Below are 20,202 nucleotides of genomic sequence, written 5' to 3'. Positions count from 1 at the left end.
GGCGCGGGCTACGCCGTGGCGGCCGATCGGACGGACTGACCGATGGGGAACCGCACCCCGGTGAGATCTTCGGAGACGGCCCACAGCCGCTGCTGGACGGCTACGTCGTGCGACTGCGGGCTGGAGGTGACAAGTCGGGGGTGGCCCTTGATCTCGTTGAATCCGTCGGGACCGTAGTACTGGCCGCCGAGTGCGGCGGGGTCGGTGGCGGCGCGCAGGGTCGGCAATGCGCCCATCGCCGGCGACTGGAGGATCAGCGGTGCGAGCCGGGTGAGCGGAACTCGGAGGGCGGCGGGGATGTTGCGGGCCAGTTCGGTGCTGGAAACACCGGGGTGCGCTGCCATCGCGACTGTGGTGCCGTGGGTGGAAAGGCGGCGCTGCAACTCGTAGGTGAACATCAGGTTTGCCAGCTTGGACTGACCGTAGGCGCCGACCCGGCTGTACGACCGCTCCCACTGGAGGTCGTCGAAGTGGATGGCGGCCCGGATGCGGTGGCCGGCGCTGCTGACTGTCACCACGCGCGAGCCGGGCACCGGCAGCATCAGGTCCAGCAGCAGCCCGGTGAGCGCGAAGTGACCGAGGTGGTTGGTGCCGAACTGCATCTCGAAGCCGTCCCCTGTGGTCTGCCTCGGGGTGTACATCACGCCGGCGTTGTTGATCAGCAGGTCGATCCGGTCGAACCGGGACCGCAGCGCCGTCGCCGCGCTCCGGACGGATTCGAGCGAGGTCAGGTCAAGCGCCTGCACTGTCACGTCGCCGCTCATGCGGGCCACGGCCTGCTCGCCCTTCTCGACGTTGCGGACGGCGAGCACCACCGACGCTCCGTGCTCGGCCAGCGCCCTGGCGGTCTCGTATCCCAGGCCGGTGTTAGCTCCGGTCACCACCGCGACCCGCCCGCGTTGGTCGGGGATGTTGGCGGTCGTCCACTTCTCGCCCATGTCAGGCTCCCAACGTGTCTAACGTACCGAAGGTATCTTGTTCCGGCTACGCTAGAGTACCTACGGTACGTTGTCAACGTACCGCCGGTACCTAAGTTGGGTTGTGACAGAGTGACTTTCCAGCGGGCGCGAACCGAAGAGCAGCGGGAGATTCGCCGACGGGCGATCCTCGACGCGGCATCGGCGATGCTCGACGAGATGCCGGTGGCCGCTGTCACCCTCAACGAACTCAGCCGCCGGGTGGGCCTCGCGAAGCCGAACGTGCTGCGCTACTTCGAATCCCGCGAAGCGGTGTTGCTGGAACTGCTGAACCGCTATCTACAGGAGTGGCTGACGGACCTGGCGGGAGAGTTGGCCGCCGGCGTCGACGAGAACCTGCCAATGGCCGAGCGGGCGGCAGCGGTGGCCGAGATCCTCAGCCGTTCACTCTCCGGCCGAGTGGTGATGTGCGACCTCTTCGGCGCGCAGGTGAGCGTTCTGGAACACAACGTCTCCGTCGAGGTCGTGACGCGCTACAAGCGCGCCTCACTGGAGCGCCTGACAACCATGACCGCCTTGATCGAGAGGTGCCTACCGGAGCTGGGCGGCGACGCCACGCTGTTCAGCCTCCAGACAATGGTCATGGCCGGCGCGCTGTCGGCGTACAGCACACCCCCACCCAGCCTGCTGGCTGCGTACGAGGCCGCACCCGATCTGGCCCCGCTGCACCTGTCGATGAAGGACCACTTGAGGCAGGCCCTGACCGCGATCCTCCTGGGCGTGCTGCCTCGCGGCTGATCTGCGACGTGACGGCGCGTACTCCCGACGTTGAGTCGCCATGCCGACATCCGGGCATCCGTACCGGTCGTTCGTCGGGATAGCCGGGACACGCGCGCAAGATGGCGGCCCGGCTGCGTGAGTTCGGCCATGAGGTGGCGTACTACGAGAACGTCGAGGGAGGGCACGGCGCGGCGGCCAACAACGAGCAACGGGCCTTCGTCCGGGCGCTGATCTACGAGTTCCTGTGGCGGAAGCTGACCCGAACGGCAGCAGTCCCGCGTCAGATCTCGCCGGTGTCAGATCGGGTCCGGCGGTGAGGCTTAGGATCGGCGGCATGCCCCCCGCCCTCGACACTCTGCCGAAGATCGGTGCGCCAGCGACACGGGCCCTCAACAACGCCGGATATTCGACGTTGCGTGACCTGGCGGGGGTGCCGCGCGCCGACCTGGCCAAACTGCACGGCGTGGGCCCGAAGGCGCTCGGGATCATCCAGAGCGCGCTGGAGCAGCACAACCTGAGCCTGGGATAGTCCCCGGCCCGGCACCCTGCGGGCACCGGCGGCCGGGCGGGCGTCGTGTCCGCCGCCCGGCCCGGCCGTGGCTTGGAGCTACTGGTTCTGGTCCGGGACGATGTTGTGGTTCACGCGGAACATGTTCGTCGGGTCGTAGCTGCGCTTGGCCTCGACCAGCCGCTTGAGCGACTGCGGCGGGTAGGTCGCCGCGACCCCCTCCGCTGTGGCGTCGCCGTCGCCCAGGAAGTTCACGAACCGCCCGCCGGTGCTCCACGGCGCGATGGCGTCGACCACACCGGTCAGGAACTCCTTGAAGGCAGCGGCCTGGTCCGGAGCCCCGATGGCGACGGCGTAGAAGGTGAAGGCGGCGTCTCCGAGGTCGACAGCGTTCGTGGGCTCCGGGCGGCGGTCCAGAGCCCCGCCGAGACGGCGGATGTCCAGGATGGTCAGCGGGCTGTCACTGCCGGGGCCGGCCTTGGCGACGAGCGTGTCGACAAGCTCCGGGGTGAACTCCCGCAGCAACGCCGAGCGGTCCACGATCGGGATCGGGCTCGTCGGGTCTGCGTGGATCGAGGCCACCTCGCTGTAGGGCATGTCAGCCACCGAGTCGATGAGCGTCGGGCCGATCGCGCGCAGCGGGGCGACCAGCCGCTCGCCCTCCTCCGCCGGGCCGACGTAGGCGATCCGCACGTGCACCACCAGCCGACCGCGGAGCGGCTCGGGCACCTCGGGGATCGGCGGCAGCTGCAACAACGCGACCGACGAGTTCATTTCGTCCGGCAGGCCGGCGGTCCACCGCCCCCACGTCTTGAGCACCTCGGACGCCTGCTCGCCCGAGAAGAAGAGCCCACCGCCGTAGATCCGGCTGACCGGGAAGAGTGCGAACTCCAGCGCCGTGACCACGCCGAAGTTGCCCTTGCCGCCGCGCAGCGCCCAGAACAACTCCGGCTCGTCGGTCGCGTTCACAGTGCGCAGCTCACCGTCCGCGGTGACGACCTCGATCAGGCGTACGTGGTCGGCGGCGAAACCGAATGTGCGCCCGATCGGGCTCAAACCACCGCCGAGCGTGTAGCCGACCGCGCCGACCGTCGGAGCCGCTCCGTTGATGGGCGCCAGTCCGTGCTTGGCCGCCGCCGCGACGACCTGGTGCCACCGGACGCCGGCCTCGACCCGGGCCGTACGTGCCTCGGCGTCGATGGTGACAGCGTCCATCCGCCGGGTCGTGATCAGGAGCGCTCCGGCCGAGGAGAGCGCGTTGTGGCCGGTCGCCATCACCGCGACCGGCAGGTTCTGCGTGGCGGCGAAGCGGACAGCGGCCTGGACGTCTGCGGCGTTGGCGGCGCCGACCACGAGCTTCGGCTGCTGCGGGACGGCGAGGTTGTACGACTCGCACTCGACGTCGTATCCCTCGTCGCTGGGGAACAGGACCGGTCCGACCGTCTGGGCGGTGAGCGGTGCGACGGCACCCTCCCCGCGCGGGGTGTCGCCCTGAGCTGGATTGTTGATCGAGGTCATCGAGTCTTCGCCTTCCGCCGAATTGGGACGTGCCTACCTGGACAGATGCGGTCTCGCGCCGTCAGTTCAGAAATGCGGTTTGTCTGAGAGCTGGTTCACACCGTCGGTGACGTGCTGGCCTCGACGGTGTCGAATCTCTTTGTCCGCTTCGGTTCCGTCATGAGGTGGCCTTCCCGGCAGGAGCAAGATCGTGTCGACCGGCCGCGGGGAAACACGTAAACCTCCGGGTCCCGCCGCTTGCCCAGATCGAGGCAGGTCAATAGATTGAATGCGGGCGCCGCCGGGGCTTCGGGTGACTGGGCCGTCGGTGGCTGACAGGTCCACCCGAGCCGGGCAATGAGGTCGTACGCGCCGACCGGTCGCTGTGGCGCATCGCCGCTCCACATCACAAGCGCATCGCCGCGCCGCATCCCCAGCGCATCGCCGCGCCCACACCCACGCGTGCTGTCGCGCCGCATCCCCAGCGTGGTGGCGCGCCGCGTCCACGCAGGGCGGGCGCCGCTGCGCCGCCTCCGTTCCGTTCGATGACAGAAGGACCCTTCATGACGATTTATCGCGCCCGGCCCGCACCGACCCTTGCGGTCGTCGTCGCACTGGCCGCCGCCGTGACCGCGACAGGTATGGCAGTGCTCGCAGGCCCGGCCACTGCCGCCCAGGGCTGCCGGGTCGACTACACGCCCAACCAGTGGCCCGGCGGATTCACCGCAAACATCAAGGTTTCCCCGGGCGACACCGCCGTCTCCAGCTGGACCGTCACCTGGACGTACGCGGGGGACGAGCGGGTCACCAACGGCTGGAACGCCACGGTCAGTCAGAGCGGGTCGACAGTGACAGCCCGCAACATGTCGTACAACGGCAGCATTTCCGCCGGTGGATCCACCGAGTTCGGCGTACAGGGCACGTTCGGCTCCAGCGGCGGCACACCGACCGGGTTCAGCCTCAACGGCGTACCGTGCAACGGCGCCGGGCCGACCCCGACCACCGCGCCGCCGACCACGGCCCCGCCGCCGACGACGCCTCCGCCCACCACGCCGCCCCCGACCACGGCCCCGCCGCCCACGACGCCTCCGCCCACCACGCCGCCGCCGACGACCCCGCCGCCTGTCGGGTGCGCCGGGGCGGTGCTCTGCGACGGCTTCGAGAACCAGACCGGCTCGACGCCGTCCGGCGACTGGACCGTGGTGAGCCCGGACTGTTCCGGCTCCGGCACGGCCACCATCGACACGACCACAGCGCACAGCGGCAGCCGGTCGGTCCGGATCAACGGTGCCGCCGGGTACTGCAACCACGTCTTTGTCAGGTCCACGGCGAACCTCGGCAGTGTCGGCAGCGTCCGGTACGCCCGGATCTGGGTGCGGCACACAACCGCCCAACCCACCGAGCACACCACGATGCTGGCGATGACCGACGCCGCCGACGGCAACAAGGACCTGCGGCTGGGCGGCCAGAACGGCGCACTTCAGTGGAACCGCGCCTCCGACGACGCGACACTGCCCGAGCAGAGCCCGGCCGGGGTGGCGCAGAGCGTGCCGCTGCCCGTCAACAGGTGGACCTGCGTGGAGTTCATGGTCGACGGCTCGGCCGGTCAGCTCCGTACCTGGCTGGACGGCACCGCCGTCACCGGTCTGACCGCGGACGGCGTACCGACCCACGACATCGACGGTCAGTGGTACAACCGCACCTGGCGACCGCAGCTCACCGACCTGAAGCTGGGCTGGGAGAGCTACGGCGGCGGAGCCGACACCCTCTGGTACGACGATGTCGCGGTCGGGTCCAGCCGGATCGGCTGCTGACCGTTTCAGGCGACGCGGACGCCGATCCGTGTACCGGTGGCTGCGCTCTTTCACCCAGTGAAAGAGCCAGTCCCGGCGGTGGGGAGCGCGCGGGATGATGCGGCTTCATCGACGTCCGTTCAGGGAGGTCCTGTCGCATGACGTTCGCGCGCAACCAGTGGTACGTGGCGGCCTACGGCAGCGAGGTCGGGCGGAACCTGCTCGCCCGCACGGTGCTCGGTGAGCCGCTGGTGCTGTATCGCACCGGTGCCGGCGAGGCGGTGGCGCTCGCCGACCGGTGCGTACACCGGCGCTTCCCGCTGTCGGAGAGCCGCCTCGACGGCGACACGATCGTCTGCGGCTACCACGGTTTCACCTACGATCCGACGGGAGCGTGTGTCTTCGTACCCGGTCAACAGCGGATCCCGCGGACCGCGCGGGTCGCCTCGTACCCGGTGGTGGAGCAGGATTCCCTGATCTGGGTCTGGATCGGTGACCGGGAGCGGGCCGAACCGGCGGCCATTCCCCGCGCCCCGTGGTTGGCCGACCCCCGGTACGCGGTGGTGCGGGGGATGGCGCCGCTGAACGCGCGGTACGGCCTGCTCGTGGACAACCTCCTGGACCTGTCCCACGAGACCTACCTGCACGGCGGCTACATCGGCACGCCGGAGGTGGCGAACACCCCGATCACCACAGAGGTCGACGAGGACCGGGGCGTCGTCTACGTGAGCCGGCACATGGACGACGCCGAGTGCCCACCGTTCTACGCGCGCTCGACAGGCATCGAGGGTCGGATCACCCGGTGGCAGGACATCGAGTACCACCCGCCCTGCCTCTATCTGCTGCACAGCCGGATCGCGCCGCAGGGCGTCCTCCCACCCGCCGAGGGAGAGGACAGCGAAGCGTTCCACGCCGAGATCGTGTACGCGATCACGCCGTCGACCGAGAACACCACGTACGACTTCTGGGCTGTGGCGCGCGACTTCGCGATCGACGACGAGTCGGTGAGCGAGTACCTGCACCAGAGCAACCACACGGTGGTCATGCAGGACGTGACGGCGCTCAACATCCTGGAGCAGGTGATCTCGACCGAGCCGGACCGGTACCAGGAGCTGAGCATCAACATCGACACCGGTGGGCTCGCCGCGCGGCGCCTGCTGGCCCGGATGGTCGAATCGGGGACGGTGGGAGCGGCGCGGTGAGCGTCCCAGCCGGCGCGCGTGCCGGGGATCGGGTCTACCGGATCCACTGGGTGCCGGGCACCGACACCCTGCGGGGGATCTGCCACTGCGGCGCCGAGCGCGTCGCCGAGGAGCCTGTCGAGTTGTGGGAGTGGCTGCTCGCCCATCCGCAGGGCCATCGGATCGAGACCGTACCGGCACCCGCCCCGCCGAGCAGGATGGCGGTGCGGGCGTGACCGACGACCTCGCCGGGACGGAGTTGGTGGTCGCCAGCCGGGACCAGGTGGCGGCGGAGGTGGTCGAGGTCGGCCTGTGCCGTCCGGGCGGCGGTGACCTGCCCGAGTGGACGCCAGGGGCGCACGTCGACCTGGAGTTGAACGGCGGACTGGTACGCCAGTACTCCCTCTGTGGCGATCCGGCGGACCGGAGCGCCCTGCGGATCGCCGTGCAGCGCGAGCCCTCCGGGCGGGGCGGCTCGCGGCTGGCGCACGAGCGGCTCACCGTCGGCGCGCACGTCCGGGTGCGCGGGCCCCGCAACACCTTCCCGCTCGTCGCGGCGCGGCGCTACCTCTTCGTGGCCGGCGGCATCGGCATCACGCCGATCAGACCCATGGTCGCGGCGGCCGACGCCGCCGGTGCCGACTGGAAACTCGTGTACGGGGGACGCAGCCGCGCCACGATGGCCTTCGCGGCAGCCTTGCGGGAGAAGTACGGCGACCGGGTGAGCCTGCACCCGCAGGACGAGTGCGGGTTGCTCGACCTGGCCGGATTGCTCGGCCGGCCCGACACCGGGCTCGTCTACTGCTGTGGGCCGGAGTCACTGATCAGGGCGGTGGAGGAGCACTGCCGCGGCTGGCCGCCCGGCTGCCTGCACGTCGAGCGCTTCACCCCGCTGGAGGTAACCGGCGGGCAGGAGACGGCGATCGAGGTCGAACTCGCGCTCTCCGGGCGGACGGTGACGGTGCCGCCGGGCACACCGATCCTCCAGGCGGTGGAGGAGGCCGGGGTGCAGGTCCTGTCGTCCTGCCGGGAGGGCACCTGCGGCACCTGCGAGACTCCGGTGCTCGCCGGTACGCCGGAGCACCGCGACAGCCTGCTCACCGAGCAGGAGCGGGCCGCCGGGGACACCATGATGATCTGCGTTTCCCGGGCCCGTACGCCCCGGCTCGTGCTGGAGCTGTGACCGGCCGGCGCGGGCGGGGATGATTGCGGGATGCGGGCGCAGCCGGGGCGGTCGGTGACGAGCAAGGTGCTGGCGCTGCTCGGCGCGTTCGGTCCCGCGAGTGCGGCGCTGACACTGAGCGAGCTGGCCCGCCGCACCGGATTGCCACTGTCCACTGTGCACCGCCGGGCCGCCGAACTCGTCGAGTGGGGGGCGCTGGAGCGCGGCGACGACGGGCGTTACCGGATCGGCCTGCGGCTGTGGGAGGTGGGCTCGCTCGCCCCGCGCGGTCTGGGGTTGCGGGAGCTGGCCCTTCCGGTCATGGAGGACCTGTACGAGGTGACCCACGAGAACGTCCAGCTCGCCGTCCGGCAGGACCTCGAACTCGTCTTCATCGAACGGATCGCCGGACGGCACGCGGTGCCAGTGCTCACCCGGGTCGGCGGCCGGTTCGCGCTGCACGCCACAGGCGTCGGGCTGGTCCTGCTCGCGCACGCGCCAGTCGACGTGCAGGAGCAGGTGCTGGCCGCGCCGCTGGAGCGGTACACCGACCTGACGATCACCGACCCGGTGCGGCTGCGTCGCTGTCTGGCCGAGGTGCGGCGGGCCGGGTACGCGGTGAGCGATCGTCAGGTCACCATGGACGCCCTCTCGGTGGCCGCTCCGATCCGCGCGCCGGAGGGTGTGGTGGCGGCGCTCTCGCTGGTGGTCGCCCAGGACCGGGCCGATCCGGTGGCGCTTGCCCCACTGGTCCAGGCAGCGGGCCGGGCGCTGTCGCGGGCGCTTGGCGGCTCAGGCGCGGGTCTGGTGTAGACATACTGCAAATCGTTGACGCCCGATCAAATTCTGCATAACGTTGCCCCATGTCACTTGCCGGCAAAGTCGCGATCGTCACTGGTTCCGGGCGGGGTCTCGGCCTCGCCTACGCGCGGGAGCTGGCCCGGCGGGGCGCGTCCGTCGTGGTGAACGACGTCGACGCCGAGGTCACCACGGCCGCCGTGGAGGCGATCCAGGCCGCCGGCGGCCGAGCCGTCGCAGTGGTCGCACCGGTCGGCCCGACCGAGACCGCCAAGGCGCTCGTCAGCACTGCTGTCGAGCACTTCGGGCGGCTGGACATCCTCGTCACCAACGCCGGGGTCCTCCGCGACACCGTGCTGTGGAAGATGAGCGACGACGACTTCGACACCGTCGTCAACGTGCACCTGCGCGGCACCTTCACCACAGTGCGCGAGGCGGCGCAACACATGCGGCAGGCCGGCGAGGGCGGCCGGATCATCTGCATCGGGTCACCCACGGGGCAGCGGGGCAACTTCGGCCAGACCAACTACGCCGCCGCCAAAGCGGGCATCGTCGGCATGGTCCGCACCTGGGCGCTCGAACTCAAACGCGCGGGCATCACCGCCAACGCTGTCGTTCCGGTCGCCGCGACCGCGATGACCGCCACCGTCCCCTACTTCGCCGCAGCAGTGCGGGCCGATGCCAACGGCGAGCCCATGCCCACCTTCTTCCGGCAGGAACTCGGGTTCGGCACCGCGGACGACGTGGCCGGGCTCATCGCCTTCCTCGGCTCCGACGCGGCGGCGTCGGTGACCGGCCAGGTGATCGGTGTGGGAGGCGACCGCATCCAGATCTGGACCCACCCCGAGCCGGCGCTCTCCGCCCACCGCGAGGGCGGCTGGACCTACGAGGCGCTGGAAGAGGCCTGGCCGACGACGTTCGCCGGGGCCACACAGAGCGTCGGTGAGCACTTCCCCGAACTCCCCGAGGAGTTCAAGCCCGCGACCGACTGACCCGCCCGACGAGGCCGTGCGACGAGGCCCGCCCGACGAAGGTTGCCGCCCATGTACCAGCCCGCGATCGACCTCGACACCGTCACCGCCATCGACATGCACGTGCACATCGAGGTCGACGACCACGGTCACAGCTCACTGCCCGAGCCGCTCGTGGCGGCCGTGTCGGCGTACTTCCGGACGGACGGGCCACGACCTGCCGTCGACGCGGTGGCGCAGTACTACCGCGAGCGCAGCATGGCCGCAGTGGTCTTCACAGTGGACGCGCGGACGCAACTGAGGCACCAGCCGCTGTCCAGCGCCGACATCGCCCGCGCGGCAGCCGAGCACGCCGACGTGCTCATCCCCTTCGGGTCGGTGGACCCACGCACCGGCGAAGCGGCAGTCGAACTCGCCACCCGGCTGATCGAGGAGGAGGGCGTACGCGGCTTCAAGTTCCACCCCACAGTGCAGGGCTTCGACCCCAGCCACGACGAGTACGCGCCGCTGTGGAGCCTCCTTGAGCGGGCGGGCGTTCCGGCGCTCTTCCACACCGGGCAGACCGGCATCGGGGCTGGCACACCGGGCGGCTACGGCCTGCGGCTCGGCCTGTCGAACCCGATGCTGCTCGACCCGATCGCGGCGGACTTCCCCGACCTGCAGATCATCATGGCCCACCCGTCGGTGCCCTGGCAGGACGAGGCCCTGTCGGTGGCCACGCACAAGCACAACACGTGGATCGACCTGTCCGGCTGGAGCCCGAAATACTTCCCGGCCGAGCTGGTGCGCTACGCCAACTCGGTGCTGAAGCGACGGGTGCTCTTCGGCACCGACTACCCACTGCTCACCCCCGACCGGTGGCTGCGCGACGTGGCAACCACCGACCTCAAGCCGGACGTGCTCCCGGGCATCCTGAAGGACAACGCGGCGCGGCTGCTGGGTCTTGCCCGGGAACGACGAGAGGAAGCGCCATGACGACGACAATCACCTACGACCAGCTCGCCCACCTCGGCGGCACCGACCTCGGCCACAGCGAATACCGGACTGTCACCCAGGACCAGGTGAACCTGTTCGCCGACGCCACCGACGACCACCAGTGGATCCACGTCGACCCCGAGCGGGCCAAGTCCGGGCCGTTCGGCGCACCGATCGCCCACGGTTTCCTCACCCTCTCGCTGGCAGTGCCGTTCTGGACCGAGCTGCTCGAGGTCAAAGGCGTGTCCACGAAGGTGAACTACGGCCTGGACAAGGTGCGCTTCCCCGCGCCGGTAGTGGTCGGGTCGCGGGTGCGCATGCAGGCGACGGTCGTCGAGGTCGTCGAGGTCCGCGGCGGCTACCAGCTTGTCGTCGACCAGACGATCGAGATCGAGGGTGGCACCAAGCCCGCCGTCGTGGCGCGAGGGCTGTACCGCTTCTACGCCTGAACCCGGGCGTGCACCGAGCTGCGTGAGCACACCACCTCCACCACCAGGAGACTGCTGATGCACGAGCACGGAATCGGCGCGTGGATGGCCAAGCGCCGCCTCAAGTCCCCGGACAAGGTCGCCCTCATCCACGGCGAGGGGGCGACCATGACGTACGGGCAGTTCACCGACGGCGTGGACCGCATCTCGGCTGTGCTGCGGGAGCGAGGCGTCGGCAAGGGCGACGCCGTCGCCTACCTCGGCGAGAACAGCCCGGACCTCCTCCAGACGATGTTCGGGGCGGCGCAGATCGGGGCCGTCTTCGTGCCTGTCAACACCCGGCTGGCACCACCGGAGATGGCCTACATCCTCGGCGACTGCGGCGCGCGGGTGCTGATCCACGACCCGGACTTCACGGCGCCGGTGGCCTCCGCCGCGCCGGCCGCCGGGACCCCGCACGTCGTCGTCACCGGCGAGGGCACGGCGACCAGCCCGGGGCTCGCCGATCTGGCGCGGGCAGCTGACGGGTTCACCGACCATGCCGTCACCACCCACCAGGATCCAGCGGCAATCGTCTACACCTCGGGCACGACCGGCCGGGCCAAGGGGGCAGTGCTGACCCATGGCAACCTCACCTGGGTCGCGCTCAACTGCGTTGTCGACTACGACGTCGTCTCGACCGACGTCGCGCTCATGATCTCGCCGCTGTTCCATGTCGCCTCGCTCGGCATGGGCGCCCTCCCCGTCATCCTCAAGGGCGCCACGATGGTCCTGGAGAAGAACTTCGAGCCGGGCCGCGCCCTCGCGCAGATCGAGCGGCACGGTGTCACGATGCTCAGCGGCGTGCCGACCACCTACCAGCTGATCGCCGACCATCCCGCCTGGGCCCGCACCGACCTGTCGACGCTTGCCAAGCTCACCTGCGGAGGCTCGGCCGTGCCGGCCCGCATCCTCAACGCGTACGAGGCGCGGGGCCTGTCGTTCTCGCAGGGCTACGGCATGACCGAGGCCGCACCGGGTGCGACAGCGCTGCCACCGGCGATGACCCGCGCCAAGCAGGGCAGCGTCGGCCTGCCGCACTTCTTCACCGACGTACGAATCACCGACGGCACCGGTGCCGTGGTGCCCACCGGCGTCGTCGGTGAGATCGAGATAGCCGGGCCCAACGTCTTCCCCGGCTACCACGGGCTCCCGGAGGCGACCGCCGAGGCGTTCACCTCCGACGGGTGGTTCCGCTCGGGCGACCTGGGCCATCTGGACGACGACGGCTACCTCTACATCTCCGGTCGCCTCAAAGACATGATCATCTCGGGGGGCGAGAACATCTACCCGGCCGAACTCGAACACCTGCTCGGCGAGATCGACGGCGTCACCTCGGCGGCGGTCATCGGCGTGCAGGACGACCGCTGGGGGGAGGTGCCGTGGGCCATCCTAACCGTACGGGAGGGGGTGTCTCTGGACACCGACGCGGTACGGGCTGCTCTCGACGGCAGGATCGCGCGCTACAAGCTGCCGAAGAACGTCGTCATCGTGGACGAGTTGCCGCGGACCGCCTCGGGGAAGGTGCGGAAGGCTGACCTGAGGGCCCGCTTCGGCGCCTAGCCGTCGGACGGGCGGCGACGAGTTCGGCGAACTCCGCTGCGGACGCTTCGGCCAGCCTGTCGTGCATCCGGCGGTAGGTCTCCGCCGACCGGGTGGCTGGCCACTGTGCGTCCATGAACTCGGCCGGCAGTCTCGGGTCGGCGCGCAGCAGCGCCAGCCAGTCGGCCACCAGCATCGTGCGCACTGTCAGGGCGCTCAGTGCCATTGTCGCGGCGGCCGGGTCGTCCCACACCTCGATGAACGCGAGGTGTGCGCGCCGGATCGCCTCGATGTCCCAGGCGGCGCGCACGCTCTCGGCGATCGGAAACCCGGCGAGCTCGCGGGCGTGGAAGGCGACGACGGCGTTGGGCGCGAGATCCTGCTGGAGCGGCTCCAGCGACCCGGCGAGGTCGACCTCTCCGGGTGCCAGCCAGAGCCCGTCGCGCAGCGGCGCGAAGCCTTCCCAGGTGAGGATCGAGCGCAGCCGGTGCCGCAGCGTCCGCTGGCCCTCGGGGATCGAGAAGGTGACGAGGGTCCACCCGCTGCCCTGTGGGTCGAACGGCCGTGGGCCACGTACGCGGTCCGTCGCCTCGCGGAGCACAGCGGCCCCGTGCTCGGTCAGCGAGAACAGCGTCTCCCGACCACTTCTGGTGCGCGCCAGGATGCCGCTGTGCACGAGACGGTCGAGGGTCGCACGGGTCGCCGGTGCCGCGACGTCGGCGCCCTCCAGCACGCTGATCAGGGCGCTCGCCCGGATCGGTCCCGTGGCGTTGTCGACGACATGCTCACCGAAGAAGGCGAGCAGCAGTTGTTTCGGCTGCCGACTACCCACGGCCCTCCCTCCGACGAAGCCGTTGCCCTGGCGCGATCACGACGTGGCCCCCGGTGCCACAGCCTGCCCGCGCTTGGCCCGCTGGATCTGGTCGTAGACGTGCGTCCGCAGTTGCGTGAAACGGGGTAGGGCGCGGGTGGTGATCTGATCGCGCTCCGGCGGCAGATCGACCGTGAGATCCTCTTGGATCCAGGTCGGCGACTTGGACAATACTAGAACGCGCTGACCGAGATACACCGACTCGTCGATGTCGTGCGTGACGAAGAGGACCGATATCTCGCGGCTGGTGTGCAGCTCACGCACCAGGTCCTCCAGGTCCGCCCGGGTCTGCGCGTCCACCGCGGCGAACGGCTCGTCCATGATCAGGATCTCCGGCTGGTAGGCGAGGGCCCGGGCGATTGCCACGCGCTGCTGCATCCCGCCGGAGAGCTGCCACGGGTGGCTGCGGGCGGCGTGCGCCAGACCCACCGCGTCGAGCGCGTCGACGACCAGTTGGTTGCGCTGCGTCCGGGAGAGCTTCTTGTGCCGCAGCGGGAGCTCGACGTTGCCGCGCACCGTCAGCCACGGATAGAGGCTGCGGCCGTACTCCTGGAACACGACGGCCATGGCGGGGCTCGGCCCCGTTACCGGTGAGCCGTCCATCTCGACCACGCCACTTGTCGGCCGCAGCAGGCCGGCGAGGCACTTCAACAGGGTGGTCTTGCCGCAGCCGGACGGCCCGACGATGCAGACGAGCTGACCGGCTTCCATCGTGAAGCTGATGTCCCCGATCGCCTCGACGTCGCCTGTCGTCGACTCGTAGACCTTTCGCAGGTGCTCCACCCGCAGCAGGGTGCTCCGGTCAGGCACGGTTGACCTCCCTGATTCCGTGGTACCAGCGCAGGACGCGCCGTTCTACGAGTCCGAAAACTACGGCGAGCAGGATGCCGACGAGACCGAGCAGGAGGATGCCGCTCCACATCTCGGCGATGAGGTAGTTGCGCTGGAAGTAGGCGATCCGGTAGCCGAGTCCGGAGGACGACGCGAACATCTCGGAGATCACCATCAGGATGAGCGCTACCGAGAGGGCCTGGCGGACCCCGGCCATGATGCGCGGGCTGGCGGCCGGGAGTACGAGGAACCAGAGCCGTTCCCACCAGGTGACCTGGAACGAGTCGGCGGTCTCCTTCATGACGCTGTCAGTGGCCCGGACGCCTTCGATCGTGTTCAACAGGATCGGCCAGACCGCGCCAGAGACGATGACGACAACCTTCATGGTGTCCGTGATGCCCAGCAGGAGCATGGCCACGGGGATCAGCACCGGCGGCGGGATGGCCCGGACGAACTCCAGCAGAGGTTCGAGGAGTTCGCGCAACCATTGGGCCAGGCCGATGACGGTGCCGGCGGCGATGCCGAGCACTACCGACGCGGCGACGCCGAGGCCGAGGCGGGCGAGGCTCGGCACCACGTCCTCCACGAACGCGGGGCCCACCCACGTGTCCAGGAACGCCCGGGCGATCGTCAACGGGTCGGGAAAGAACCCGCTCGTCGCCCTCGTCGACGCCAGCCCCCAGATCACCAGGAGCAGCATCGGTAGCCCGAACGCGTTGAGCAGGCTCACCACGAGGCGGGATCCGACGGTACGGCCGCGCGGCGTCGCGGCGATCCGACCGGTGTACGCGGTCACAGCACCTCCTCCCCTCGTACGGACTGGTGCCAGGACAGCACCCGACGCTCGACGAACCGGAAGACGAGGTTCACCAGCAGCCCGAGCAGGCCGGTGACCACGACGAGGGCGTAGAGGCCGGTGGCGTCTCCGGCGGACCGGGACAGCTCGATCATGCGCCCGAGACCGGGGTTGCCGATCACCATCTCCGCCGTGATGGCGAGGATGAGCGCGACCGCCGCCGCGAGCCGCAGGCCCGTCATGAGGTACGGCAGGGTGGTCGGCAGCACGAGGTGCGTCAACTGTTCGCGCCGGGTCAGGCCGAAACTGCGGGCGGTGTCCCGGGCGACCGCGTCGACGTCGGCGACGCCGTAGATCACCTGAACGAACACCTGCCAGAACGACGCGTAGATGATGATGACGAGGGCGGCCCGCATCTGGATGCCGAACATCAGGACGGCGAGTGGAATGAGGGCGACCGACGGGATCGGTCGTAGGAACTCGACAACCGTGTGGGTCGCGCGCCGCAGGAACGGCACCAGGCCGACGATCGTGCCGAGGACGACCGCGGCGACCGTCGCCACCGTCAGGCCGATCGCCCAGGACGTCATGGTGCTGCCCAGTCGCCGCCAGAAGGCGAGGTCGACGATCTGCTCGACAAGTCGCGCCAGCACGTCGGTCACGTACGGCAGATACTGCGGGTTGATCAGACCCAGCGTCGGGACCATCTGCCAGACGACGAGGAACCCGGCCAGGCCGGCGACGCCCAGTGACGCCTTGCGTAACGTGCGCAGACGTCGGGCGGAATGGACGCGCATGTCACCTCCGGTGTCGCGCGACCGGCGACGCCCTCCCGGGCCCGGGAGTCGGGGAGGGCGGGAGCGCGCCGGCTACTGCTGTTGGATGAGGCGGTCGAGGTTGGGTTGCTGGTCGAGCACCTTGTACTTCTGCGCGAGTTCGGCGAGCGTCTGGAGGCTGGAACGGTCGATCTCCCAACCGAACTCCGGGAGTTTCACCGAGTCGGCCACCGGCGGCGGCAGCTGAAGATTGTCCTTGATGGCCTGTCGGACGGCTGCCTCGTTGGCGGGGTCCTTCGCCCATTCCAGGGTCTTCTTCATCGCCGCCGTGAAGTCCTCGACCAGTTTGGCGTCCTTCTCGGTCCGTTCCTTCGTGGTGATCGTGGTGAGGGTGGTGAGACCGGGCACGACCGCCTGGTAGGGAGCGACGACGAAGGTGTCACCGCGGCTCTTGAGCTGCGTGACGAAGGGTTCCGGCACCCAGGCGGCGTCGATGTTGCCGGCTTCGAGCTGGGCCGGGGCGTCCGGGAAGGCGACCTCGACAAATTTGATCTTGGATGGGTCGCCGCCGTCCTTCTCGACCGCAGCCATGATCGTCACATCACCGGCCGCGCCGAGGCTGTTGACGGCGACCCGCTTGCCCGCGAGGTCGGCCGGCCGCTTGATGCCGGACTTCGCGGAGGCCACCACTGCGTTGATGTCGTCGCCGCTGGCGTAGGACGAGGCGTAGTTGCCGATGATGACGACGCCGAGGTTGCGCAGGTCGGCCCGGAACGGCCCGAAGGGTTGGCCGATCGCGAAGTCGATGTCGCCGTTGAGCAGGGCGGGAATGGCCTGCGCGCCACCCTGGGCGGGCAGCACCTCGACCTGGAGCCCGCGTTCGGCGAAGATGCCCGCCTTGATGCCGCCCCACAGCGCGGCGGTCTCGGTGATGGGCAGCGCGGCGACCCGTACCTTGCGCAGCTCGCCAGAGGTCTGTTCGGACGGGTTGGACGCGTCGGAGTCGGTACATCCGGTGAGGGCGATCGCGGTAGCGGCGATCAGCCCGAGAGCCAGAACCTTCTTCATTGACGAGGCCCTTCCTGGGCAGGGGTGGTGGGGTGCGTCAAGAGCCGGCGGATGCCTCGGATCTGCAGGTGGACTACCGCTGCGTGGGGGCACGCCGCTGTGCTGGCCATGGTCAGTCACCTCGGCATTGAATGTCAAGAATTTCTGACGCCCGTCAGAAATAAGTTGAATAATGCTGCGCCCCGAGGGCGTCGCCCGTAGCCGAACCGGCACCTCCAGCGTCCACATCGGCGGGTGGTGCTCCCGTCGGGTGATCAGACCTCCGGCAGGCCCACGTAGTTCTCCGCGAGGCTCGTGGCATAGGCGCGTGAGGTGGCGACGTACCTCAGGGTGGCGGTCTGGAGGTTCGCCTCGTACGGGTCGTCGCGCTCCAGCCGGTGCAGCATCGAGGTCATCCACCAGGAGAAGTGCTGGGCCCGCCAGACCCTGCGCAGTGCGGTGGCCGAGTAGGCCTCCAGCAGGTCGGTGCGCCCCTTGTCGTACCACGCGGCGAAGGCGTCCCCGAGCAGCGCGACGTCGGCGAGGGCCAGGTTCATGCCCTTCGCGCCGGTCGGCGGGACGATGTGCACGGCGTCACCGGCCAGGAACAACCGCTGCCACTGCATCGGCTCGACAACGAAGCTGCGCATCGGGGTGACGGACTTCTCCAGGATCGGCCCCTCGTTGAGCGACCAACCCGGCACCGTCTCCAGCCGCGCCCGCAGCTCCGCCCAGATCCGCTCGTCCGGCCACGCCGCGATGTCCTCGTCGGGCGCTACCTGGAGATACAGCCGCGAGATCTCCGGCGAGCGCATGCTGTAGAGGGCGAAACCCCGCTCGTGGTTGGCGTAGATGAGTTCCTCCACCGCCGGCGCGGCGGCGGCGAGGATGCCCAGCCAGGCGAAGGGGTACGTCCGCTCGTAGGTGGTCAGCACGCCGTCGGGCACCGCGCCACGACTCACACCGTGGAACCCGTCGCAGCCGGCCACGAAGTCGCACCGCAGCTCCTCGTCGCGCCCGTCCCGTCGAAAGTGGACGACGGGCGAGTCCGAGTCGAGGCCGTCAAGGCGTACGACGTCGGCGTCGAAGAGGATCGAGCCGCCGGCCGCGAGTCGGGCGGCGATCAGGTCCTTTACCACCTCCTGCTGGCCGTAGACGGTGATCGCCCGCCCGGTCAGCTCCGTCATCGGCACCCGGTGCGACTCGCCGGCGAACCGCAGCTCGATGCCCTCGTGTCGCAGCCCTTCCCGGTGCAGGCGTCCACCGAGGCCGGCGCGGGTCAGCAGGTCGACCGAGCCCTGTTCGAGGACGCCCGCCCGCACCCGGTGCTCGACGTAGTCACGGCTGCGACTCTCCAACACCACGGAGTCGATTCCGTGCAGGTGCAGCAGGTGCGACAGCAGAAGTCCTGCCGGCCCGGCTCCCACGATGCCGACCTGGGTACGCATCCGCGGCATCCTCCCCTCTTTCGAGATGTCAGAACGGGTGACGCGCGATGGCGCGGTCGCTGGGCAGCGTGTTCGCTTGCCGAACGACCGTTCTCTTGTAGAACGGTGGCACGCGGTCCCGCTCGCGTCAACGGCGTGCCGTTGACGGATGCCGGTCCCGGCCGTACGTTCGACATCAGTACGACAGTGCGTATAGCGAACAGTCGGCGGGTCGGGGAGGGTCATGGCAAAGCTCGTCTCGCTGGCCGACGGCGTTGCGGATCTGGTCCGCGACGGCGACGTGGTGGCCCTCGAAGGGTTCACGCATCTCATCCCGTTCGCCGCCGGTCACGAGATCATCCGTCAGGGGCGGCAGGATCTGACCCTGGTGCGGATGACACCCGACGTCATCTACGACCAGCTCATCGGCGCAGGATGCGCCCGCCGCCTGATCTTCTCCTGGGGCGGCAACCCCGGGGTCGGGTCGCTGCACCGCTTCCGCGACGCCGTGCAGCACGGCTGGCCGCGTCCGCTGGAGCTGGAGGAGCACAGCCACGCGGGCATGGCGAACCGCTACGTGGCGGGGGCGTCCGGGCTGCCGTTCGCCGTCCTGCGCGGCTATTCGGGCACCGACCTGCTCCGCCACACGACCAACATCCGGCCCATCACCTGCCCCTTCACCGGCGAAACCCTCACCGCCGTTCCCGCCCTGCGCCCCGACGTCACAGTGGTGCACGCGCAGCGCGCCGACCGGGCCGGCAACGTGCAGATGTGGGGCATCACCGGTGTGCAGAAGGAAGCGGTGCTCGCCGCCCACCGCTCGCTTGTCACAGTCGAGGAGATCGTGGACGAGTTGCCGCCCGTCCCGGGGCAGGTGGTCCTGCCGGGTTGGGCGATCACGGCAGTGGCCGAGGTGCCCGGCGGCGCACACCCCTCCTACGCCCACGGCTACTCCGTACGCGACAACGACTTCTACCGGGCGTGGGACGCCGTCAGCCGGCACCGCGACACCTTTCGCGACTGGTTGGACCAGCACGTGCACCGGGCCGGGGCGACAGCGTGAGTGACGGCTCGGCGGCCTGGACCGCTGACGAGATGATGACCGTCGCGGCGGCCCGCCAACTGCGCGACGGCGCCGCCTGCTTCGTCGGGATCGGGTTGCCCAGCACCGCGGCGAACCTGGCCCGGGCCACCCATGCCCCGAACCTGGTGCTCGTCTACGAGTCCGGCTGCCTCGGCGCCAAGCCGGACCGGCTGCCACTGTCCATCGGGGACGGCGTGCTGGCCGACACGGCCGACGCGGTGGTGTCGGTGCCGGAGGTGTTCAACTACTGGCTCCAACCCGGCCGGATCGACGTGGGCTTCCTCGGGGCCGCGCAGCTCGACAGGTACGGCAACATCAACACCACTGTCGTCGGGGGTGACTACGACGCCCCGGACGTCCGCCTGCCCGGCGCCGGGGGAGCCCCGGAGATCGCCGCCTCCTGCCGGGAGGTCGTGGTGATCGTCAGGCAGAACCGCCGGACGTTCACCGAACGCGTCGACTTCGTCACCTCGGTCGGCTACGGCTCGGGCCCGGGTGACCGGGAACGTCTCGGTCTACGCGGCGGCGGGCCACGCCTGGTGATCACCGATCTCGGCGTCCTCGAACCCGACCCGGTCACCTGCGAGCTGACGCTTACCCGCCTGCACCCCGGCGTGACCCGGGAGCAGGCGCGCGCGGCCACCGGCTGGGACCTCGCCGTCGCGGAGCCGCTCACCACCGGCGAGCCGCCGACGGCACACGAGTTGGCGGTGCTGCGGGCGCTGGAGGCGACCAAGCAGCCACTGCCGCAGCGGCAGGCCGTGGCACCGGAAGCCTGA

22 protein-coding genes are annotated in these 20,202 nt (G+C 69.9%); 14 read left to right on the top strand and 8 right to left on the bottom strand.

Annotation, left to right across the window (positions count from 1 at the left end; all coding sequences use genetic code 11):
* Positions 1-8: 8 nt before the first annotated feature.
* On the bottom strand, positions 9-938 hold the full coding sequence (locus ACLQ23_RS09705; RefSeq protein WP_355596279.1) for an SDR family NAD(P)-dependent oxidoreductase: 930 nt from the start codon (positions 936-938) through the stop codon (positions 9-11).
* A gap of 111 nt (positions 939-1,049) precedes the next feature.
* Between ACLQ23_RS09705 and ACLQ23_RS09700 the strand changes: the two genes are divergently transcribed.
* From ACLQ23_RS09700 to ACLQ23_RS09690, 3 genes are all read left to right on the top strand, one after another.
* Positions 1,050-1,715, top strand: a complete 666-nt coding sequence (locus ACLQ23_RS09700; protein WP_355596277.1) for a TetR/AcrR family transcriptional regulator — start codon at positions 1,050-1,052, stop codon at positions 1,713-1,715.
* A gap of 101 nt (positions 1,716-1,816) precedes the next feature.
* Positions 1,817-2,014: a hypothetical protein gene (locus ACLQ23_RS09695; protein ID WP_355596275.1), complete on the top strand. Its 198-nt coding sequence runs from the start codon at positions 1,817-1,819 to the stop codon at positions 2,012-2,014.
* Positions 2,015-2,031: 17 nt separating this feature from the next.
* Positions 2,032-2,226: a helix-hairpin-helix domain-containing protein gene (locus tag ACLQ23_RS09690; protein ID WP_355628737.1), complete on the top strand. Its 195-nt coding sequence runs from the start codon at positions 2,032-2,034 to the stop codon at positions 2,224-2,226.
* A gap of 78 nt (positions 2,227-2,304) precedes the next feature.
* Here ACLQ23_RS09690 and ACLQ23_RS09685 read toward each other — a convergent pair whose 3' ends face one another.
* The gene (locus tag ACLQ23_RS09685) at positions 2,305-3,723 is read right to left on the bottom strand and encodes an FAD-binding oxidoreductase (protein ID WP_355628740.1); all 1,419 of its coding nucleotides are present in this window, start codon (positions 3,721-3,723) and stop codon (positions 2,305-2,307) included.
* Positions 3,724-4,265: 542 nt separating this feature from the next.
* Between ACLQ23_RS09685 and ACLQ23_RS09680 the strand changes: the two genes are divergently transcribed.
* The 9 genes from ACLQ23_RS09680 (at position 4,266) to ACLQ23_RS09640 (ending at position 12,612) form a co-directional block, all read left to right on the top strand.
* The gene (locus ACLQ23_RS09680) at positions 4,266-5,516 is read left to right on the top strand and encodes a cellulose-binding domain-containing protein (protein ID WP_355628742.1); all 1,251 of its coding nucleotides are present in this window, start codon (positions 4,266-4,268) and stop codon (positions 5,514-5,516) included.
* 137 nt (positions 5,517-5,653) lie between these two features.
* Entirely contained in the window at positions 5,654-6,697 is a 1,044-nt protein-coding gene (locus ACLQ23_RS09675) for a Rieske 2Fe-2S domain-containing protein (protein ID WP_425735451.1), read from the top strand.
* Positions 6,694-6,912, top strand: coding sequence for a hypothetical protein (locus tag ACLQ23_RS09670; protein ID WP_425735452.1), 219 nt, complete (start codon positions 6,694-6,696; stop codon positions 6,910-6,912). Before ACLQ23_RS09675 ends, ACLQ23_RS09670 begins: the two co-directional genes overlap by 4 nt.
* Positions 6,909-7,859, top strand: coding sequence for a PDR/VanB family oxidoreductase (locus ACLQ23_RS09665; protein ID WP_425735453.1), 951 nt, complete (start codon positions 6,909-6,911; stop codon positions 7,857-7,859). Before ACLQ23_RS09670 ends, ACLQ23_RS09665 begins: the two co-directional genes overlap by 4 nt.
* A 30-nt stretch (positions 7,860-7,889) precedes the next feature.
* Entirely contained in the window at positions 7,890-8,651 is a 762-nt protein-coding gene (locus tag ACLQ23_RS09660) for an IclR family transcriptional regulator (protein WP_425735454.1), read from the top strand.
* Positions 8,652-8,701: 50 nt separating this feature from the next.
* Positions 8,702-9,628, top strand: a complete 927-nt coding sequence (locus tag ACLQ23_RS09655; RefSeq protein ID WP_355596259.1) for an SDR family oxidoreductase — start codon at positions 8,702-8,704, stop codon at positions 9,626-9,628.
* A 51-nt stretch (positions 9,629-9,679) separates the two neighbouring features.
* Positions 9,680-10,582, top strand: a complete 903-nt coding sequence (locus ACLQ23_RS09650; protein ID WP_355596257.1) for an amidohydrolase family protein — start codon at positions 9,680-9,682, stop codon at positions 10,580-10,582.
* Positions 10,579-11,031, top strand: a complete 453-nt coding sequence (locus ACLQ23_RS09645) for a MaoC family dehydratase (protein ID WP_355596255.1) — start codon at positions 10,579-10,581, stop codon at positions 11,029-11,031. Before ACLQ23_RS09650 ends, ACLQ23_RS09645 begins: the two co-directional genes overlap by 4 nt.
* 57 nt (positions 11,032-11,088) lie before the next feature.
* Positions 11,089-12,612 (top strand): acyl-CoA synthetase, encoded by a 1,524-nt coding sequence (locus ACLQ23_RS09640; RefSeq protein WP_355596253.1) that lies wholly within the window; start codon positions 11,089-11,091, stop codon positions 12,610-12,612.
* Here ACLQ23_RS09640 and ACLQ23_RS09635 read toward each other — a convergent pair.
* The 6 genes from ACLQ23_RS09635 to pobA form a co-directional block, all read right to left on the bottom strand.
* Positions 12,536-13,423 carry a PaaX family transcriptional regulator gene (locus ACLQ23_RS09635; RefSeq protein ID WP_355596251.1) on the bottom strand — a complete coding sequence of 296 codons (888 nt, stop codon included), beginning with the start codon at positions 13,421-13,423 and terminating at the stop codon, positions 12,536-12,538. The two genes, ACLQ23_RS09640 and ACLQ23_RS09635, sit on opposite strands and share 77 nt — an antisense overlap.
* Before the next feature lie 36 nt (positions 13,424-13,459).
* Positions 13,460-14,272 (bottom strand): ABC transporter ATP-binding protein, encoded by an 813-nt coding sequence (locus ACLQ23_RS09630; protein WP_355596249.1) that lies wholly within the window; start codon positions 14,270-14,272, stop codon positions 13,460-13,462.
* Complete coding sequence (locus ACLQ23_RS09625) at positions 14,265-15,089, bottom strand: ABC transporter permease (RefSeq protein ID WP_355596247.1); 825 nt, start codon at positions 15,087-15,089, stop codon at positions 14,265-14,267. Before ACLQ23_RS09625 ends, ACLQ23_RS09630 begins: the two co-directional genes overlap by 8 nt.
* Positions 15,086-15,886 carry an ABC transporter permease gene (locus tag ACLQ23_RS09620; protein ID WP_425880549.1) on the bottom strand — a complete coding sequence of 267 codons (801 nt, stop codon included), beginning with the start codon at positions 15,884-15,886 and terminating at the stop codon, positions 15,086-15,088. The genes ACLQ23_RS09625 and ACLQ23_RS09620 overlap by 4 nt, the downstream gene beginning before the upstream one ends.
* 72 nt (positions 15,887-15,958) lie before the next feature.
* The gene (locus tag ACLQ23_RS09615; RefSeq protein ID WP_355596243.1) at positions 15,959-16,933 is read right to left on the bottom strand and encodes an ABC transporter substrate-binding protein; all 975 of its coding nucleotides are present in this window, start codon (positions 16,931-16,933) and stop codon (positions 15,959-15,961) included.
* Positions 16,934-17,187: 254 nt separating this feature from the next.
* Complete coding sequence (gene pobA, locus ACLQ23_RS09610) at positions 17,188-18,360, bottom strand: 4-hydroxybenzoate 3-monooxygenase (protein WP_355596241.1); 1,173 nt, start codon at positions 18,358-18,360, stop codon at positions 17,188-17,190.
* Positions 18,361-18,583: 223 nt separating this feature from the next.
* Here pobA and ACLQ23_RS09605 point away from each other — a divergent pair, with 223 nt between their 5' ends.
* Positions 18,584-19,402: a CoA transferase subunit A gene (locus tag ACLQ23_RS09605; RefSeq protein ID WP_355596239.1), complete on the top strand. Its 819-nt coding sequence runs from the start codon at positions 18,584-18,586 to the stop codon at positions 19,400-19,402.
* Entirely contained in the window at positions 19,399-20,202 is an 804-nt protein-coding gene (locus tag ACLQ23_RS09600) for a CoA-transferase subunit beta (protein WP_425880548.1), read from the top strand. Before ACLQ23_RS09605 ends, ACLQ23_RS09600 begins: the two co-directional genes overlap by 4 nt.

The organism is Micromonospora sp. DT41, from assembly GCF_049841715.1.
GTDB classification, from domain to species: Bacteria; Actinomycetota; Actinomycetes; order Mycobacteriales; family Micromonosporaceae; genus Micromonospora; species Micromonospora profundi.
Note: the sequence above shows the minus strand (reverse complement) of the source record. Positions and strands in the feature narration are given on the sequence as shown.